Source organism: Lysinibacillus sp. G1-3, from assembly GCF_056322905.1.
Genome location: NZ_JBWHYQ010000014.1, coordinates 1 through 18,248, shown reverse-complemented (window position 1 = coordinate 18,248; position 18,248 = coordinate 1). Strand labels below are relative to the sequence as shown.

Sequence of the window (18,248 nt, the reverse complement as noted above, 5' to 3'; positions counted from 1 at the left end):
TATGTCAGCAACTAAAGGTTTAGAAGGTATCGTAGCAGCGGAATCTAAAATCAGTTCAATTATCGATGACACACTTACATATGTTGGTTACAACATTGATGATTTAGCAGTGAACGCGTCATTCGAAGAGGTAATTTATTTATTATGGCATACTCGTTTACCAAAAGCAGACGAGCTAGCTGAATTAAAACAACAATTGGCAGACAACATGTCTATTCCGCAAGCAATTGTAGACCAATTCAAAACATACCCACTTTCAACTGTACATCCAATGGCTGCACTACGTACTGCAGTATCTTTACTTGGTGTATTCGATGAAGAAGCGGATGTTATGGATACAGAAGCTAACTATCGTAAAGCTATCCGTTTACAAGCTAAAATTGCAACAGTAGTTACTGCATTTGCGCGTGTTCGTAAAGGTTTAGAGCCAGTTGCTCCAAAACCAGAATTAGGATATGCTGCAAACTTCTTATACATGCTTAAAGGTGAAGAACCAGCAGCAATCGAAGTTGAAGCATTCGACAAAGCGTTAGTATTACATGCTGACCACGAATTAAATGCATCTACTTTCACTGCACGTGTATGTGTAGCTACATTATCAGATGTTTATTCTGGTGTAACTTCAGCAATCGGTGCATTAAAAGGACCACTTCATGGTGGTGCAAATGAGCAAGTTATGAAAATGTTAACTGAAATCGGCTCACTTGAAAACGTTGAATCTTATATTCAAAATAAATTAGATAACAAAGAAAAAATCATGGGCTTCGGTCACCGCGTATACCGCAAAGGCGACCCACGTGCACCACACTTACGTGTAATGTCACAAAAATTAACTGAGCTAACTGGTAAACCAGAGCTTTATGAAATGTCAGTTAAAATCCATGACATGATCGTAGAACAAAAGAAATTACCTGCAAACGTAGACTTCTTCTCTGCGTCAGTGTATGATTCTTTAGGTATTGATCATGACCTATTCACACCAATTTTCGCAGTATCACGTACTTCTGGTTGGGTAGCTCATATTCTTGAGCAATATGCTAACAACCGCCTAATCCGTCCACGTGCAGAGTATGTTGGACCAGGTATGCAAAAATATGTTCCAATCAGCGAGCGCTAATTTGGAAAATATGCTAGAATATTTGGGACTGTGTTAGCTATAACACAGTCCTATGATTATGAATTTAGGAGGCAACATCAATGTCAAACAAAATTGTAGTTGAAAATGGCGTACTTAATGTACCAAACAATCCAGTGATTCCATTCATCGAAGGTGACGGAATCGGTCCTGATATTTGGGCTGCAGCATCACGCGTAATCGACGCAGCAGTAGAAAAAGCTTACAACGGTGAAAAGAAAATCGAATGGTTAGAAGTTTTAGCTGGTGAAAAAGCATTCAACCAAACTGGTGAATGGTTACCACAAGAAACTTTAGACAAAATTAACGAATACCTAATCGCAATCAAAGGTCCTCTTACTACTCCAATCGGTGGTGGTATCCGCTCTCTAAACGTAGCATTACGTCAACAACTTGACCTATATGTATGCTTACGTCCAGTACGTCACTTTGATGGAGTACCTTCTCCAGTTAAACGTCCAGAAGACGTTGATATGGTTATCTTCCGCGAAAACACAGAAGACATCTATGCTGGTATTGAATTCGAATCTGGTTCTGAACAAGCACAAAAAATCATCAACTTCTTACAAACTGAATTTGGTGTTAACAAAATCCGCTTCCCAGAAACTTCTGGTATCGGTGTAAAACCTGTATCTAAAGAAGGTACTGAGCGTTTAGTACGTTCTGCTATCGAATATGCTATTAATCATAAACGCCCATCTGTTACTTTAGTACACAAAGGTAACATCATGAAATTCACTGAAGGTGGATTCAAAAAATGGGGTTATGAATTAGCTGAAAAAGAATTTGCTGATCAAACTTTCACTTGGAACCAATATGATGCTATTAAAGCTGAACAAGGTGAAGAAGCAGCAAACAAAGCACAAGCTGACGCTTTAGCAGCTGGTAAAATCCTAGTTAAAGATTCTATCGCTGATATCTTCTTACAACAAATCTTAACTCGTCCAAATGAGTTCGACGTAGTTGCTACAATGAACTTAAACGGTGACTATATCTCTGATGCATTAGCTGCACAAGTTGGTGGTATCGGTATCGCTCCAGGTGCAAACATTAACTATGTAACTGGACACGCGATCTTCGAAGCTACTCACGGTACAGCTCCAAAATATGCTGGTCAAGATAAAGTAAACCCATCTTCAGTATTACTTTCAGGCGTATTAATGCTTGAGCACTTAGGATGGCAAGAAGCAGCTGACATGGTTACTAAATCTGTAGAGAAAACAATCTCTTCTAAAGTTGTAACTTACGACTTTGCTCGTTTAATGGACGGCGCTAAAGAAGTAAAATGTTCAGAATTCGCTACAGAATTAATCAAAAACCTTTAATTTTCTATTTTAAATAGAAATTATAGTTAAAGCGGATGTTATTCTGCCGATATAATTAGGGTGAAATGTAAATTTCTATTGAACTTAGCTTAATAAAATATTTACGATGAACTTGTTTAATCGAGGGAGGAGAATTTATTCTCCTCCCTTTTTTAAATTCATTCAGCGGGTGTTTAAACACCCGCTGAATGAAGCCTCCGGCGGATGTCACGGAATCAGAAAGGAGTTCTTTGTGCTTGCACAAAGCTGATTCCTGACGCAATTATGCCGAGGCATAATTGATTATATAACCTAATTTTAAAGGAGCGTATTCGAATGTCTCTGAAACGAAAAAAAATCTCAGTAATCGGTAGCGGTTTTACTGGCGCTACTGCAGCATTTTTAGCAGCTCAAAAAGAACTTGGTGATGTAGTGTTAGTGGATATCCCTCAAGCTGAAAACCCAACAAAAGGTAAAGCTCTAGATATGTGGGAAGCTGCACCAGTGCAAGGCTATGATTCTTATGTTAAAGGTACTTCTAATTATGCGGATACTGCAGATTCTGATGTAGTAATTATCACTGCTGGTGTTGCTCGTAAACCAGGTATGAGCCGTGACGATCTTGTTCAAATTAACCAAGATGTAATGAAAGCTGTTTCCAAAGAAATTGCTAAGTACTCACCAAATGCAACAATCCTTGTTCTTACAAACCCAGTTGATGCAATGACTTACACAGTATTCAAAGAAACTGGTTTCCCTAAAAATCGTGTAATAGGTCAATCAGGTGTACTCGATACGGCTCGTTTCTGTGCGTTTGTAGCTGAAGAACTTAATATCTCCGTAAAAGACATCACAGGTTTTGTTTTAGGTGGGCATGGTGATACAATGGTGCCACTAACTCGCTACTCATTCGCTGGTGGTATTCCATTAGAATCATTAATCCCAGCAGAGCGTCTTGAAGAGATTGTTGACCGTACACGAAAAGGTGGCGCTGAAATCGTTAACCTTCTTGGAAACGGTTCTGCATATTATGCTCCTTCAGCGGCGCTTATTGAAATGGCGGAAGCTATCATTAAAGACCAAAAACGTATACTTCCATCTATTGCATACTTAGAAGGCGAATATGGCTACAATGATTTATACCTAGGTGTTCCGACATTATTAGGTGCAAATGGTGTAGAAAAAATCTTTGAACTTGAATTAACAGACAATGAAAAAGCAGCTTTAGATAAATCGGCAGAAGCAGTCCGCGATGTTATGAAAGTTTTAGCTTAATAAAAGTTTATGAAATCGAGTAGGATTCATTCCTACTCGATTTTTTTTAAGTATTTAGGTATCAAAAAGTAGAGTAAAAATGTACGGACATATGTGCAAGAGTAGAAATATGCTAAAATTATCCTATCAATAAGTACATCGAGGTTTATCTGCCTACATTTGTTTGAACAAAGAGACAAAATAAAGTTTTTGAGAAAAATGAAAAAACCTTCTGTACTGGCAGGCGTATAACCTAACATATAAATTTTTATATTTTATTATTGGGAGGACGAAATAATGGATATAGTAAATCAATTTTTAAACGGCTTGAGAGGGGCATTATCAACAGAGGAGCTAGAGGAACTAAATACAGCTAGTGGTGCTACAAAAGAAGATATTGAAACGCTAAAGTCAGAATATCCAAATTGTCCAGAATCACTAATCTGTCTACTTGATAATATTGATGGTACATATTGGCAGAAATATGGAGAAAGCGAAATTGCGGTTTGTATTTTAGGTTCAGATGTTGAAGAAGGTAAATATCCTTATTATTTGCTGTCTACACAGCAGATGCTCGAAAGTTCAAAAGAAGAAGAAGACGTCACTTATCTTTTAGAATATGACGAGGAGGCTGTTGACTCTAAGATAAATCCGGAGGGACTTCTCCCAGGTATGTATATCCATTTTTCAGACTGTATGAATAATGGTGGATCATCGAGACTCTATATTGATTTTAACCCATCAGATGAAGGTGTATGCGGTCAAATAATTCGCTTTTTGCACGACCCTGATGAATATGAAGTGATAGCGAACAGCTTTGATGAGTATTTACAGGATCTTATTGACTGTGGTTTTATTTTTCTGGAAAACGAAGAACAGTAATCTCTTGTATTTTAGATATTAAAAATATTCAACAAACGAGCGACGAATGTTGAAAAGCTTGAATGATGTATCCATTTCATACACTTATTTTACCCAAAAATATATTGTCTGACATAATAGTTTACCAGGCAAAATGATTCGAAGCGTCTCACAGCGAAAAATATAGCAGCTTACGTATTGTTTTATATGAAAATTTTAGATATTAGCGTCTTGCATCGTAATGAAATACGATAGCAGGACGCTTTTTGATTCCGCAAAAATTGGAGGCAACAACTTTGGAAATATTAACAGAATACTTCCAATAAAGTGGAATTAACTTAAGTAGTGAAAAGCTTACCCTCTATAGCATTTATATACCTTACAGCAGAGTTATGAACAGATTGTTTTGCATCTTTTTTCACAATACGGAGAAAAGCATCATATATCCGTTCAAAATGTAAATTCTCTACTTGACTTAAGATTCTTTCCACTGTTTCAACAGGAAGTGGAATGAAATTAGGGAAACTATACATAAATGTTACCCAATTGCGATCAGCCACTACACGAATGATATCTCCAACTAGTAATATGCCTTTTTGTTGATAACCATTTTTCCATTCTAGTACAGTGGCTCCTTTAAAATGACCACCCATACGATAAAGAGTTAACCCATTCTGTAATGTAAGGGATTCACCAGACCAAAAAATAATCTTGTCACTAGTCCTTGTAACCCATTTTTTATCATCCTCATGAATATAAATAGGTGCGTTAAAAGTTTCTGCCCACTCCACTTGACTTGAATAATAATGAGGATGAGATAATGCGATGGCATCAATTCCCCCTAATCTCTCAATTTTATCAATAGTTTCTTGATCAATATATGAAATACAATCCCATAACAAATTAAAACCCTGTTCTTGAATTAAATAAGTTGTTTGTCCAATTCCAAATGTCGGGCTAGTTGTAATACTGAATAATCCATCTTCTTCAAGATTGAAGTTATTTTTATAGATTTCAGAAGAAATCATTTTGTCCAAAGTTGTCCAAGTTTGCCCATTTACACTGACATATTGTCTTTCTTCTGAACAAATAGTACATTGCTTCGGCTCTTCCATTGATTTTTTATACTGCGCCCCACATGTTTCACAAATATAGTAATTCAAAATTACTCCTCCTTTAAAATCCTTGACCTCAATTCATTACACACCATATATTACCAACGTCATCTAGAAAAGTATTTACAACTTTAGTCTGAACTTCGTAATTATGTTAATTATGAAGTTCGTTAATTTTTAGTTCATTCGGCGATTCTCTAATTTAGGAATTGTTGAAATCCGTAAATATGAAGAGGAGATGTCCTTTGTATTTTTTTCAGCTACGCTTTGGAGAATCTGGTCGTTCAACATTCATCAGCTAAATATTAAAAAGAATGGCAACACAATTCTCGATTAAAGACAAAGGACCGATAAACAATGTTGCTGCCGCTTCGCTTTCGCACAGAAAACATTTGTTGTTGCTGCCGCTTCGCTTTCGCACAGAAAACATTTGTTGTTGCTGCCGCTTCGCTTTCGCACAGAAAACATTGCTGAATGAAGATAAAATGGTTACTCTGCTTTTCGTTGTACTTTTGGAATAAAATTGATACTATGAAGGTATATGATAGAAAAGGGGTTGGCGTATTTTTGCTTCAAAAAAACAGTAAGCTTGGTCTCTCTATTGATGAAATTACAGTTGGCGAGAAGATTCATATAACCGAAAAGATAGAAGATAAGGATTTATTGCTTTATTTAGGACTTACGAATGATAATAATCCACTTTATATTCAACATGATTATGCTGCAATGACACCTTTTCAAAAGCCAATCGTACCAACAATCATGTTAAATGGCATTATTACTTCAGCTGTGTCAAAGTATATTCCTGGACCAGGTGCACGAATTATTGAGCAACATATAAAATATTTAGGACCGCTCTATCATTATGAATTATTTGATACTCTTTTAGAAGTAACAGAAGTAAATAAATTACAAAATACGATTACAGTATCTGTACACTCATATAATGAGCAAAAGGAACTTGTGATTGAAGGTACTTTACTAGTAACACCACCATTTACTTTATAAACGTCTTGAGATTTGAAATGGGGGTTTCAAATCACTAACGGAGGCATTACACATGACAAAAACGATTTTAGTTGTAGAAGATGAATTTTCTATTGCGACATTATTGAAATATAATTTAGAGCAGGCTGGATATGTTGTCGAAACAGCTGCAGATGGCCAAGAGGGTCTTGATAAGGCAATTGACTTACAGCCAGATTTAATTTTATTAGATTTGATGCTTCCAAGACTTGATGGTATGGAGGTTTGTAAACAAATTCGTCAACAACGTATGAATACACCTATTATTATGCTAACAGCAAAGGATGACGAGTTCGATAAAGTACTTGGTCTAGAGCTAGGAGCAGATGATTATATGACGAAACCCTTTAGTCCACGCGAAGTATTAGCGCGGGTAAAGGCTGTTTTAAGACGTTTTACACAAAATGTAGTGGCTGAAGATAAGAATGGGTCACAAGAGAAAATGTATGAATTTGGACAATTACGTGTTTTTCCAGAGCGTTTTGAAGTGTTTTTACAGGATGAAGCACTGGAATTTACACCAAAAGAATTTGAACTACTCATTTATTTACTTGAAAATAAAAACCGTGTTTTAACACGTGATCAGCTATTAAGTGCTGTATGGAAGTATGACTTTGCTGGCGATACTCGAATTGTAGATGTGCATATAAGCCACCTTCGCGATAAAATCGAGGAAAATAGCCGTAAGCCGATATTCATCAAAACAATTCGCGGCCTTGGCTATAAATTCGAGGAGCCGAAAACGACATGAAATCAATGAGCAATCGCTTATTCTTGACATTCATGCTATTGCTTGGAACGATATTAGCTGTCCTAATGATTGTAATAGGTCAGCTTTTTCCTGTTTATATAGAACAGTACAACGAACAGGCTAATGTAGAGATGCAAGAATCTATTAACCGAGTATTAGACGAACGAATGATTGAACTATCTAAGGAAGATAAAGAGGCACTATATACTGCGCAAAACATTGAGGTAAAAGATTCTTTATTATCGACTGTTCATGCGCGACTGTATGTAGTGCTAGCGATTCTTTTTATCATAGCACTGATGTTAATGGCTATTGTAAGTCGCTATATGATTCGAAATTTCACTGCTCCTATTGATAACGTGACAGATACTGCACTTGAGCTGGCGAAAGGAAATTATCGTGCTCGTGCCCATGAAAATGAGCATCAACGCATGATGCCGCTTAGTCACTCCATCAATATTTTAGCCCGTAATTTACAGGATATTACGACGATTCGTGAGGTAGAAGAGGAACGGCTTAAAACGTTAATTGAAAACATGGGAAGCTCCCTCATGATGATAGGACGTGAAGGAAATATATCCATTGTGAACCGTGTATTTTTAGAGCGTTTCGGTATGCAAATTGACGATGTACAAGGGAAAGTTTTTCGTACAATTGGTTTACCAAAATCACTAGAGCAATTTATTGATCATGTGTTTCTAACGGAAATGCCTTATCGACAACAAATTAAAATGGAGGTCCAACAGGAGCTGTATAATAAGGAAGTGTACGGAGCACCTGTTATAGGGGATCATGGTCGTTGGCTTGGTGTCGTTATCGTTATGCATGATATTACGGAGCTTGTTCGTTTAGAGCAAATTCGTAAGGACTTTGTAGCAAACGTATCTCATGAATTGCGTACACCTATTACATCTATTAAAGGCTTTTCTGAAACATTACTGGATGGTGCGTATAAGGATGAAAAAATGCTCCTATCTTTTTTAGAGATCATTTATAAAGAAAGTAACCGTCTGCAGATGCTTATACAGGATTTACTAGAGTTATCGAAAATTGAACAGCATGGTTTTACCGTTAATATTATGCCGATGGGCTTGCAAGATGTGCTTATACGTGGGGCAGAGCTGACAGGTCCTCGTCTGGATGAAAAAAATATGAGCTTTTATGTTGATATAGAGCGTGATGTTCAAGTTATGGGTGATGCCAATCGCATTATTCAAATTATCACTAATTTAATTACCAATGCTATTACGTACTCTCCAGAAAATACAACCGTTACGATTCGTTTAAAGGAAAATGAAACGTACGGCATTCTTGAAATAGAAGATCAAGGTATAGGAATTGAAAAACATGAAATTGCTCGTGTCTTTGAACGCTTTTACCGTGTGGATCGTGCGCGAAGCAGGAATTCTGGGGGAACCGGTTTAGGACTTGCTATTGTGAAGCACTTAGTAGAGGCGCACCATGGTCGCATTCAGGTAGAAAGTGAAGTTGGTGTAGGAACAAAAATGATTGTTATGATTCCGAAAAATTAACGAATTCTTTACAATAGCATAATTTTAGATTCACAATGGGGTCTTATACTTGTTAGTAGAAACCCCCCTTATAAAATTGTTAAGACTATAAAATAGCCAAAAAATCTTTATTTATATATAAATTAGATTTTTTATTTGTTGCTTAATTATCGCCACAATAGTAAGAATTTATTGCCAAACTTTTTGGTAATAGATTCTTTTTCTGTTTTACACGTAACACAAATAGGTGTAAAGTATAGTAGCATAATGTTCAACTAATAAGAAGTGTCTTTTTAGTTGAACCAATCGGGCTTGTACGGTCAGCTAATTAGCACACTTTATCTAGATGTAATCTATATTAGTGAGCGTTATAGCAAGATAAAAAATTGAAAGAAGGATGACCATGAAAATCGTCAAAAGTATCGTGCAAATCGGCTATCTTTATGTAATTTTATTTGTTGGGAATAGTATTGCACGCCTACTTCACTTGCCGATTCCAGGGAGCATAATTGGACTAGTCTTATTGTTTTTACTATTGCAGTTTCATTTTATTAAGCTTGAATGGATTGAGCTAGGTGCAGGTTTATTACTTAGTGAACTATTACTATTTTTCATTCCATCTGCTATCGGAGTAATCGATTATACTGCATTATTCGGTGTGCAAGGTGTGAAAGCTGTGCTTGTAATTGTATTGAGTGCCATCGTTGTTATGTTTGCAACAGGTTTCACAGCACAATTGTTAGGGCAACGAAAGAAAGGTGATACTGCATGAGCTTTTTAACCGCTATAGTAAGTCTACTAGGTACTATCGCAGTTTTTTATATTTGTAAAATGTTTTATAAAAAGTATCAGAAGGAATGGTTATCACCTATATTGATTACACCGTTAGTGGTCATTATCATTTTGTTACTAACGGATACATCTTATAAATCCTATACTGCAGGAGCCGGTATTTTATCAAATTTACTTGGACCAGCAACAGTTGCATTTGCGGTACCAATTTATAAAAATTTTAATCTATTAAAGAAACATGCTTTTGAAATTTTTCTAAGTATTGCAGTAGGCTCAGCCGTTGCCATTACATCTTCATTTATCATTGCTGTAGTAATTGGTTTAAATAATGAACTTGTGCATAGCTTAGTTCCACGTTCAGTTACGACACCAATAGCAATGGACATTTCCAACATGATTGGTGGCTCTCCTACACTTACCGCTGTTTTCGTTATGGTAACTGGTATTTTAGGGAGTCTAATAGCACCGTTAGTGATTAAAGTATGTCGTTTCCATCGACCATCCTCTAGAGGTCTAATGTTAGGAATGGGGGCGCATGGCACAGGTACTTCTAAAGCATTTGAACTTGGTGAGTTGGAAGGTACTTTTGCAAGTCTGGCCATGATTGTAGCTGCATTAATTAGCATTGTATTATCGACAACCTTTTTCCCAGCGTTTGAACATCTAGTTGTCAATATCCTGTTACCTTAAATGGTAACGGGATATTTTTTTTGCGGATTAAAGATAGAGACTGTGCAAAAAATGGATGATATTTACATTGTTCCTTATGTAAAACTGCCTAAAATAAAAAAGTAGTTTATTAAAATATTTTGAAACTTTTAAGTAAGTGTCCCGTATACAATAGTACTAAGTTTAAGGGAGGATTAGACATGAGTGTGAAAAGGTCACTAATGATGGTGGGACTTGGCATTTTCGGCATTGTTGCAATTATTGCGGTATTTACATCGTGGTACACGGTTGATGAATCAGAACAAGCCGTTGTCATTACGTTCGGTCGTGCTGATAATACAGTTACAGAACCAGGTTTACATTTTAAATTACCTTGGCCCGTGCAATCGGTTCAGGTTTTATCGAAGGAAACATTTAGTTTAAAGTTTGGCTATAAGCAAAATGAAGATGGGGAATTGGAAACTTATGATGCTGAAACGAAAATGATTACAGGGGATGAACATATTGTATTAACAGACCTTGTTGTTCAATGGAAAATTACAGAACCGAAAAAGTATTTATTCAGCTCACAAGATCCAGAAAAAATATTACATAGCGCTACGTCGAGTGCGATTCGATCCATTATCGGAAGTTCCAACATCGACGCTGCGTTAACTGAAGGGAAAGCGGACATAGAAGCCAAATCACGAGATTTACTCGTTTCTCTTGTTGAAAAATACGATATTGGTATAAGTGTTTTAGGGGTAAAACTACAGGATGTTGAGTTACCGAATGCAGATGTGCGAGCAGCCTTTACAGCTGTTACAGACGCACGTGAAATGAAAAATACAAAAATTAATCAAGCAGAAAAGTATAAGAATCAGCGACTTAGCGAGGCTGAAGGTGAGAAGGATGCAATTATGTCGAAGGCTCAAGGTGAAAAAACAGCACGTATTGAGCAGGCTCAAGGGGATGTTGCTGTCTTTAATAAAATGTATGAGCAATATAAAGGTAATCAACAAATTACTCGCGAACGTTTAATTTTGGAAACACTTGAAAATGTATTACCTAAAGCACAAATTTATATTATGAATGATGATGGTAATACAATGAAATACTTGCCTCTTCAAGCATTGCAACCTGCAAAACAGGAGACACCTGCAACACAAGAAACACCTGCGACACAAGAAACATCAAAAGAGAAAAAAGAAGGGAGCGGTAACTAATGGATCAAAAAAATAAGGATCTTGAAAAATTCCTGAATTTTTTATCGGGTAAATCCAAAAATACTGCTCCAAAAGAAGGGGATACTATAGATAATGTGGTCAAAATGTCGAAAAAAGGCCCGATGAATCCGAAAAAATATATTTCTCTTGCTGTAACATTAACATCCGTTATTGCTATTGCCATTATATTATTTGCTAATGTTTATATAGTTAAAGAATCTGAATACGCAGTTGTTAGACAGTTTGGAGAAGTAGTGAAATTTCAGAGTGAGCCCGGCTTGAAAATAAAGGTTCCGTTTATTCAAAGCGTAACGAGGCTACCAAAAAACCAAATGACATATGAAGTTTCTGAAGAAGAAATTAATACAAAGGATAAAAAACGAATTATTATTGATAATTATGCAGTTTGGCATATAACTGATCCAAAGCAATTAATCTCAAATGCAGGAACAATAGAAAAAGTTGAATCACGTATGGAAGAGTTTATTTATTCAGTTATTCGTTCAGAGCTTGGTCGAATAGAATATAAGGCGATTATTAATGATGAAGGTTCTTCACGTGGGAGTATCAATGATCAGGTAACTGCACGTGTCAATGAGTTACTTTCAAATGATAAATATGGAATAGAAGTAGTAGATGTTCGTATTCGTCGTATTGACTTGCCCACTGAGAATGAGCAATCCGTGTTTACGAATATGATTTCGGATCGTGAATCAATCGCACAGAAATATTTATCTGAAGGTGACGCTGAGAAACGTCGTGTTGAAGCTCAAACAGATCAGCAGGTTCAAGAAATGCTCGCAACAGCGAAAAAGGATGGAGCATTAATTCAAGCGGAAGGTGAAGCAGAAGCTGCGAAAATTTACAATAAATCATTCTCTCAAGACCCTGAATTCTATTCATTGTACCGGACATTAGAATCATATAAGAAAACTATAGGTGAAGATACGGTCATTATTTTGCCATCCACTTCACCGTATGCAAAAATATTATCTGGCTATATAAAGTGAAACTTTAATCAGTGGGGTAGTTTCTTCACCCCCACTGATTATTAGTCTTCATCAATCGGGCTTTTACGGGCAGTTAATCTCCCGCTTAACTTCTTTGCTTTCGTGAATTTTGAGGTGGGAGTCTTGTACCTGACGCTTCGCTTTTGGTATAGATAAATTACTGCCCGTTAATGCGGGATAAAATAATACTATTATTATCCTTGCAGGGATAAGTATATGAAGTCGTCTCAATTTTTTGAGACGGCTTTTTTACTCCTTACATAAAACTAGCAATACATTTTGTATGATATTTTTAAATACTGGTTACGAGTTTTTACAAGGATTATTTAATGAATGGCAATTTTAATATAAGTTGATTGAAGTGGAGACTGAGCGACTCTTTGGGGATCAGCAATCGAGGAACGAAGGCTAAAAGCATCATATCCTGTGATAACGCCTTCGTGACCAACATCGGTAAAGCGCCCAGGCGGAACGGAATTCAACCCGACTTTACGGTGATAGGCAGTTATGATCTGGTTTTGAGGTTTTGAATTTTGTATCGTATATTTTGTAAATATCTATCATTTATCGATGGTATGTTATGAAAATGATAGAAATTTATAATTTTATGTTTCGTATATGACTATTATCTGATAGAATGATAATGTTGAAAAATAATAAATGGGGGTAATAGTTGTGAAGTTGCAAATTAGTAAGTGGCTCCAAAATTTAGGAATAGCTTGTAGTATTGCATCGTTATTTACACTTTTCTTCCGTCTATCAGATTTTGCATGGATCACAAAAAGTGTTTATCATATACCAGTATTTTTTGTTATTTTGTTTTTATTAAGTTTAGTCATTGCTGAGGATGTACGAAAAATATTTAAAAAAATATTTTTGTATGAAAAGCGAAAAGTTAAGCGTCCTATTTGGCAAGTAGGGATTGGCTTCATTTTCTTTTTAGCACAAATCAGCGCTGTAATGGTTTTCGATACAGAGCTTACACATCCAAAGCTGGGCGGTATGCCAATGTTTTTAGTGTTTGCCTTTATGAATGCCTTTATTTTGACTGTCATATATGAAGAAATTTTCTATCGTAAAGAAAAAACAAATAAAGTTGGTAAATAACGACGGGGAAGTCAATTACAATAAGTGATTGGCTTTTTTTGTGTAGTCAAACATACGTTTATCTATTGCTGTAGAAAATTTGGTGATTTACAACGTTATGATTGGTAAAATAACCGTTTTCTCGATAAAGTAAAAGGAAGAGGCATTTTCAAACATACGTTTTCGTTTTACAATTAAGAAGACGAAAACGCAGGAGGATAAAATCATGACAAAGGAAAAATTGCTATTATTGGACGGCAATAGTTTAGCATATCGCGCTTTTTTTGCGTTACCATTATTGACGAATGAAAGTGGAATTCATACGAATGCAGTGTACGGCTTTACAACGATGCTACAAAGAATATTGGAGGAAGAGCAACCAACGAAAATTTTGGTTGCCTTTGATGCGGGTAAGACAACCTTCCGTCATGAAACATATACGGAATATAAGGGTGGTCGACAAAAGACTCCATCAGAATTATCTGAGCAGTTCCCTTATATACGTAAGCTTATCGATGCTTATGGTATTAAGCGATATGAGCTTGAAATGTACGAAGCGGACGACATTATAGGGACACTTGCCAATGAAGCTTCGACTCAGGATATGGATGTCATCGTTGTATCAGGAGATCGTGACTTAACACAGCTCGCGACTGAGCAAGTAACAGTATACATTACGAAAAAAGGTATTACTGAAATTGAAAAAAATACACCTGCTTTTATTGCAGAAAAATATGGCTTAACGCCGCAACAAATTATTGATATGAAAGGTTTAATGGGGGATTCTTCAGATAATATCCCTGGTGTACCAGGTGTCGGTGAAAAAACGGCTGTTAAATTACTTAAAGAGCATGGTTCAGTAGAGTCGCTTTATGCGGCAATGGATACAGTGAAGGCTTCTAAAATGAAAGAAAAATTAGTTGCCAATGAAGAACAGGCACTAATGAGTAAAAAGCTAGCTACTATTTTTACAAAAGCGCCGATTGATATAACACTTTCTGATCTTGCTTACAATGGTCCGAATGAGGAAGAATTAATTAGTGTGTGGCAAGAGCTTGGTTTTAAATCACTACTAGAAAAAAGTGATTTTACTGTCCAAGAAGAGGAACAGGCACCTTTTGACTATGAAATTTTGGAAGAAGTAAAGCAAGAGCATTTAAAAGATGTAATGGCAGTGCACTTGGAGTTAGAGGACGAGCATTATCATACTTGCCAGCAACTAGGTATTGCATTAACAGATGGAGCGAAAACAATGTACGTGCCATTTGATCTTGCGGCTAAATCAGATGTTCTTCGTCTCTGGTTAGAAGATGCTACTAAAATAAAGTATATGTCTGATTCAAAAGCATCTCAAGCTGCATTAAAACGTGCGGGAATACGTTTAGCTGGTGTGGAATTTGACTTATTGCTTGCTTCTTATATTAATAACCCTGCCCTAAGTGGAGATGATGTGGCAACTCTTGCAAAAGAACTAGGCTATCGTAATGTGCAGGCAAATGAGGCCGTTTATGGTAAAGGGGTAAAACGAGCTATACCAGCAATAGATACACTTTCTGAGCATGCTAGCCGCAAAGCCTTTGCTGTGTGGTCTTTACAGCCAAAGCTTGAGACATTGTTAAAGGAAAATGAACAGTTCGAGCTCTATAAGAACTTAGAACTTCCGCTTGCTTCTATTTTAGGAGAAATGGAAAGTGAAGGGATTACGGTCAATCGTGCCACATTAGAGAAAATGGGTCAGGAATTAAATGACAAACTAATTGTTATTGAACAGGCAATTTATGCTGAAGCTGGAGAAACCTTCAATATTAATTCACCAAAGCAATTAGGCGTTATCCTCTTTGATAAGCTTGGTCTCCCTGTTATTAAAAAGACGAAAACAGGTTATTCCACTGCAGCGGATGTATTGGAAAAATTAAAACCAGAGCATGCGATTATTGAGCATATTCTTTTATATCGCCAGCTAGGGAAATTACAGTCAACTTATATCGAAGGCTTATTAAAGGAAATCCATAAAGAGGATGGAAAGGTGCATACGCGATTCCAGCAAGCATTAACAGCTACAGGGCGTTTAAGCTCTACGGATCCGAATTTACAGAACATCCCGATTCGTTTAGAAGAAGGGCGAAAAATTCGTCAGGCATTTGTGCCATCGAAAGAAGATTGGATATTATTTTCTGCCGATTATTCGCAAATCGAATTGCGTGTATTAGCCCATATGTCGAATGATAAAAATTTAGTCGAAGCTTTCCGTGAAGGTATGGATGTTCATACACGTACAGCAATGGATGTATTCCATGTTTCAGCAGATGAGGTCGATAGTAATATGCGTCGCGCTGCAAAAGCGGTGAACTTTGGTATTGTTTATGGGATTAGTGATTATGGCTTATCGCAAAACTTGGATATTACTCGTAAGGAAGCTGCTACATTTATTGAGAAATATTTTGCAAGTTTCCCAGGTGTAAAACAATACATGGATGATATCGTCCAAGATGCGAAGTTTAATGGTTATGTGACAACGATTTTAAATAGACGTCGATATTTACCTGACATTACGAGCTCGAATTTCAATCTACGAAGCTTTGCAGAGCGTACTGCGATGAATACACCAATTCAGGGAAGCGCAGCTGATATTATTAAAAAAGCAATGATTGATATGGATGCTCGTTTGAAAAAAGAAAATATGCAGGCAAAAATCCTTTTACAAGTGCATGATGAATTAATATTTGAAGCACCTAAAGAGGAGATTGCATTGCTTGAAAAAATAGTACCAGAAGTTATGGAGAACGCAATCGAGCTTTCAGTACCATTAAAAGTAGATTTTAACTACGGTGCAACTTGGTACGAAGCAAAATAAGGAGAGGTTAAAATGCCTGAATTACCAGAGGTTGAAGGTGTCGTCCAGGCATTAAAACCTAAAATTGAAGGGCGGACAATTCAACAAGTTCAACTATCTGAAATTATTCGTTTTTCCTTTGGGGAAGGAAAGCAATGTATCGTGAAGCAAGCTGAGCCTGATGCATTTGAAATAACGTTGTCTCAAATGACGATTACAACAATTGAACGAAGAGCTAAATACATCTTCTTTCATTTACTGAAGGAAGATGTCCCTTATGTGCTTGTTAGCCATTTAGGGATGACGGGTGCTTGGTTTGTGGTAAATTCGCCTGAGGAAATCCAAGAGGTGAAATTTAAAAAGCATATCCATGCTACATTTCAAATGGTAGATGGTGGCTATTTAATTTATTCAGATATACGCCGCTTTGGTGAACTACGTTTTTTAACAAAAATTGAGGATCATGCACCATTAACAAAAATGGCACCAGAGCCATTCGATGAAATAGCATGTGATTATTTTATTGCGAAATCAAATTTGCCGAAATATGAGAAAAAGGCCGTTAAAGATGTAATTATGGATGGGCAAGTCATTTCGGGCTGTGGTAATATTTACGCAACAGAAGCATTATTTGCGCAAAAAATTCATCCGGCCCGTACAATGAACCGCATTAGTGAAAAGCGTAAACGTGAATTGTTCGAGGCGATTGTCGCTATTTTACGCCAAAGCATTGAGGCAGGAGGTTCAACAATTTCAGATTATCGTAATATAAATGGTGAGGCAGGAAGTATGCAGAATCGACTGCAAATGTATGGGAAGAAGATGTGTCCAACGTGTGGAACTGCAACGAGCCAAATGACGATAGGTGGGCGCACATCAGTCTTTTGCCCAAATTGTCAACATTAAAGGGGATTTAACTATGATTATCGGACTAACAGGAAGTATAGCGAGCGGAAAAAGTACAGTAGTAAAAATGATGACAGCACTTGGTTTACCAATTGTCGATGCAGATATTGTAGCGCGTGATGTTGTTGAACCAGGAACGGAGACTTTAAAGCTAATTGTTGAAAATTTTGGACAAGATATATTGCTAGAAGACGGGAGTTTAAATCGTGCTAAGCTGGGCGATATTATTTTTCACGAGCCTGTTAAGCGTAAAATGTTAAATGATATTATGCATCCTGCTATTCGTAAGGAAATGTTACGCCAGCGTGATGCGTATATAGAGGACGGAGAAAAGCATGTTGTGATGGATATTCCACTTTTATTTGAAAATAAATTACAGCATTTTGTTGAGCGCATTATTGTGGTATCGGTTAGTGAAGAAGTACAGCTACGTCGATTAATGGAGCGTAACAACTTATCAAAGGAGGATGCACTAGCCCGAATGCATTCTCAGTTACCAATGTCAGTCAAAGAAAAAGGTGCTCATGCGGTTATTTACAACAATGAAAAATTAGAACAAACAGAGCAACAACTGAAAAAAATCCTGACATCTTGGGACGTATAATTAATTAAAAATCTGTAAATTCATTCGATGCGTAGCAATGACATATTGCTACGCATTTCATATGTGCGCCCGGCATGCATATGAACTATAGGGTGTAAGTCCCGAACCCCGAAGACAGAAGTAGAGGTTAGCCAAGAGCAAGGGTGTCCGTGGCGACGCGGAATCTGAAGGAAGCTGGAGGCAAAA

The 18,248-nt window shown here is 36.8% G+C and carries 16 protein-coding genes; 15 read left to right on the top strand and 1 reads right to left on the bottom strand.

Annotated features, from left to right (window positions below; translation table 11 throughout):
- Position 1: 1 nt before the first annotated feature.
- From citZ to ACVYAD_RS15750, 4 genes are all read left to right on the top strand, one after another.
- Positions 2 to 1,117: a citrate synthase gene (gene citZ, locus ACVYAD_RS15765; protein WP_079561591.1), complete on the top strand. Its 1,116-nt coding sequence runs from the start codon at positions 2 to 4 to the stop codon at positions 1,115 to 1,117.
- A gap of 80 nt (positions 1,118 to 1,197) precedes the next feature.
- Positions 1,198 to 2,460 (top strand): NADP-dependent isocitrate dehydrogenase, encoded by a 1,263-nt coding sequence (gene icd, locus ACVYAD_RS15760; protein ID WP_349659215.1) that lies wholly within the window; start codon positions 1,198 to 1,200, stop codon positions 2,458 to 2,460.
- A gap of 315 nt (positions 2,461 to 2,775) precedes the next feature.
- The gene (gene mdh, locus ACVYAD_RS15755) at positions 2,776 to 3,714 is read left to right on the top strand and encodes a malate dehydrogenase (protein ID WP_349659216.1); all 939 of its coding nucleotides are present in this window, start codon (positions 2,776 to 2,778) and stop codon (positions 3,712 to 3,714) included.
- Between the two features lie 276 nt (positions 3,715 to 3,990).
- Positions 3,991 to 4,575, top strand: coding sequence for an SMI1/KNR4 family protein (locus tag ACVYAD_RS15750; RefSeq protein WP_476427085.1), 585 nt, complete (start codon positions 3,991 to 3,993; stop codon positions 4,573 to 4,575).
- A 317-nt stretch (positions 4,576 to 4,892) separates the two neighbouring features.
- Here the strand turns inward: ACVYAD_RS15750 and ACVYAD_RS15745 are convergent, their stop codons facing one another.
- A complete protein-coding gene (locus ACVYAD_RS15745) occupies positions 4,893 to 5,717 on the bottom strand; it encodes an MBL fold metallo-hydrolase (protein ID WP_349659218.1) in 825 nt (274 codons plus the stop codon).
- A gap of 519 nt (positions 5,718 to 6,236) precedes the next feature.
- Here ACVYAD_RS15745 and ACVYAD_RS15740 point away from each other — a divergent pair.
- The 11 genes from ACVYAD_RS15740 (at position 6,237) to coaE (ending at position 18,062) form a co-directional block, all read left to right on the top strand.
- Positions 6,237 to 6,677, top strand: coding sequence for a MaoC/PaaZ C-terminal domain-containing protein (locus ACVYAD_RS15740; RefSeq protein ID WP_349659311.1), 441 nt, complete (start codon positions 6,237 to 6,239; stop codon positions 6,675 to 6,677).
- Positions 6,678 to 6,729: 52 nt separating this feature from the next.
- Positions 6,730 to 7,446: a response regulator transcription factor gene (locus ACVYAD_RS15735; protein WP_079561585.1), complete on the top strand. Its 717-nt coding sequence runs from the start codon at positions 6,730 to 6,732 to the stop codon at positions 7,444 to 7,446.
- Positions 7,443 to 8,978, top strand: a complete 1,536-nt coding sequence (gene pnpS, locus ACVYAD_RS15730; protein WP_476427084.1) for a two-component system histidine kinase PnpS — start codon at positions 7,443 to 7,445, stop codon at positions 8,976 to 8,978. The genes ACVYAD_RS15735 and pnpS overlap by 4 nt, the downstream gene beginning before the upstream one ends.
- Before the next feature lie 382 nt (positions 8,979 to 9,360).
- Complete coding sequence (locus ACVYAD_RS15725) at positions 9,361 to 9,729, top strand: CidA/LrgA family holin-like protein (RefSeq protein ID WP_349659220.1); 369 nt, start codon at positions 9,361 to 9,363, stop codon at positions 9,727 to 9,729.
- A complete protein-coding gene (locus tag ACVYAD_RS15720) occupies positions 9,726 to 10,439 on the top strand; it encodes an LrgB family protein (protein WP_476427082.1) in 714 nt (237 codons plus the stop codon). Before ACVYAD_RS15725 ends, ACVYAD_RS15720 begins: the two co-directional genes overlap by 4 nt.
- Before the next feature lie 179 nt (positions 10,440 to 10,618).
- On the top strand, positions 10,619 to 11,623 hold the full coding sequence (gene hflK / locus ACVYAD_RS15715) for an FtsH protease activity modulator HflK (protein WP_349659222.1): 1,005 nt from the start codon (positions 10,619 to 10,621) through the stop codon (positions 11,621 to 11,623).
- Complete coding sequence (gene hflC, locus ACVYAD_RS15710) at positions 11,623 to 12,633, top strand: protease modulator HflC (protein ID WP_476427081.1); 1,011 nt, start codon at positions 11,623 to 11,625, stop codon at positions 12,631 to 12,633. The genes hflK and hflC overlap by 1 nt, the downstream gene beginning before the upstream one ends.
- A gap of 675 nt (positions 12,634 to 13,308) precedes the next feature.
- A complete protein-coding gene (locus ACVYAD_RS15705; RefSeq protein ID WP_349659224.1) occupies positions 13,309 to 13,740 on the top strand; it encodes a DNA polymerase I in 432 nt (143 codons plus the stop codon).
- A 205-nt stretch (positions 13,741 to 13,945) separates the two neighbouring features.
- Entirely contained in the window at positions 13,946 to 16,573 is a 2,628-nt protein-coding gene (gene polA / locus ACVYAD_RS15700; protein WP_476427080.1) for a DNA polymerase I, read from the top strand.
- A 12-nt stretch (positions 16,574 to 16,585) separates the two neighbouring features.
- Positions 16,586 to 17,458 carry a bifunctional DNA-formamidopyrimidine glycosylase/DNA-(apurinic or apyrimidinic site) lyase gene (mutM, locus tag ACVYAD_RS15695; protein WP_476427079.1) on the top strand — a complete coding sequence of 291 codons (873 nt, stop codon included), beginning with the start codon at positions 16,586 to 16,588 and terminating at the stop codon, positions 17,456 to 17,458.
- Between the two features lie 13 nt (positions 17,459 to 17,471).
- On the top strand, positions 17,472 to 18,062 hold the full coding sequence (gene coaE / locus ACVYAD_RS15690; protein ID WP_476427078.1) for a dephospho-CoA kinase: 591 nt from the start codon (positions 17,472 to 17,474) through the stop codon (positions 18,060 to 18,062).
- The last annotated feature ends 186 nt before the right edge of the window (positions 18,063 to 18,248 follow it).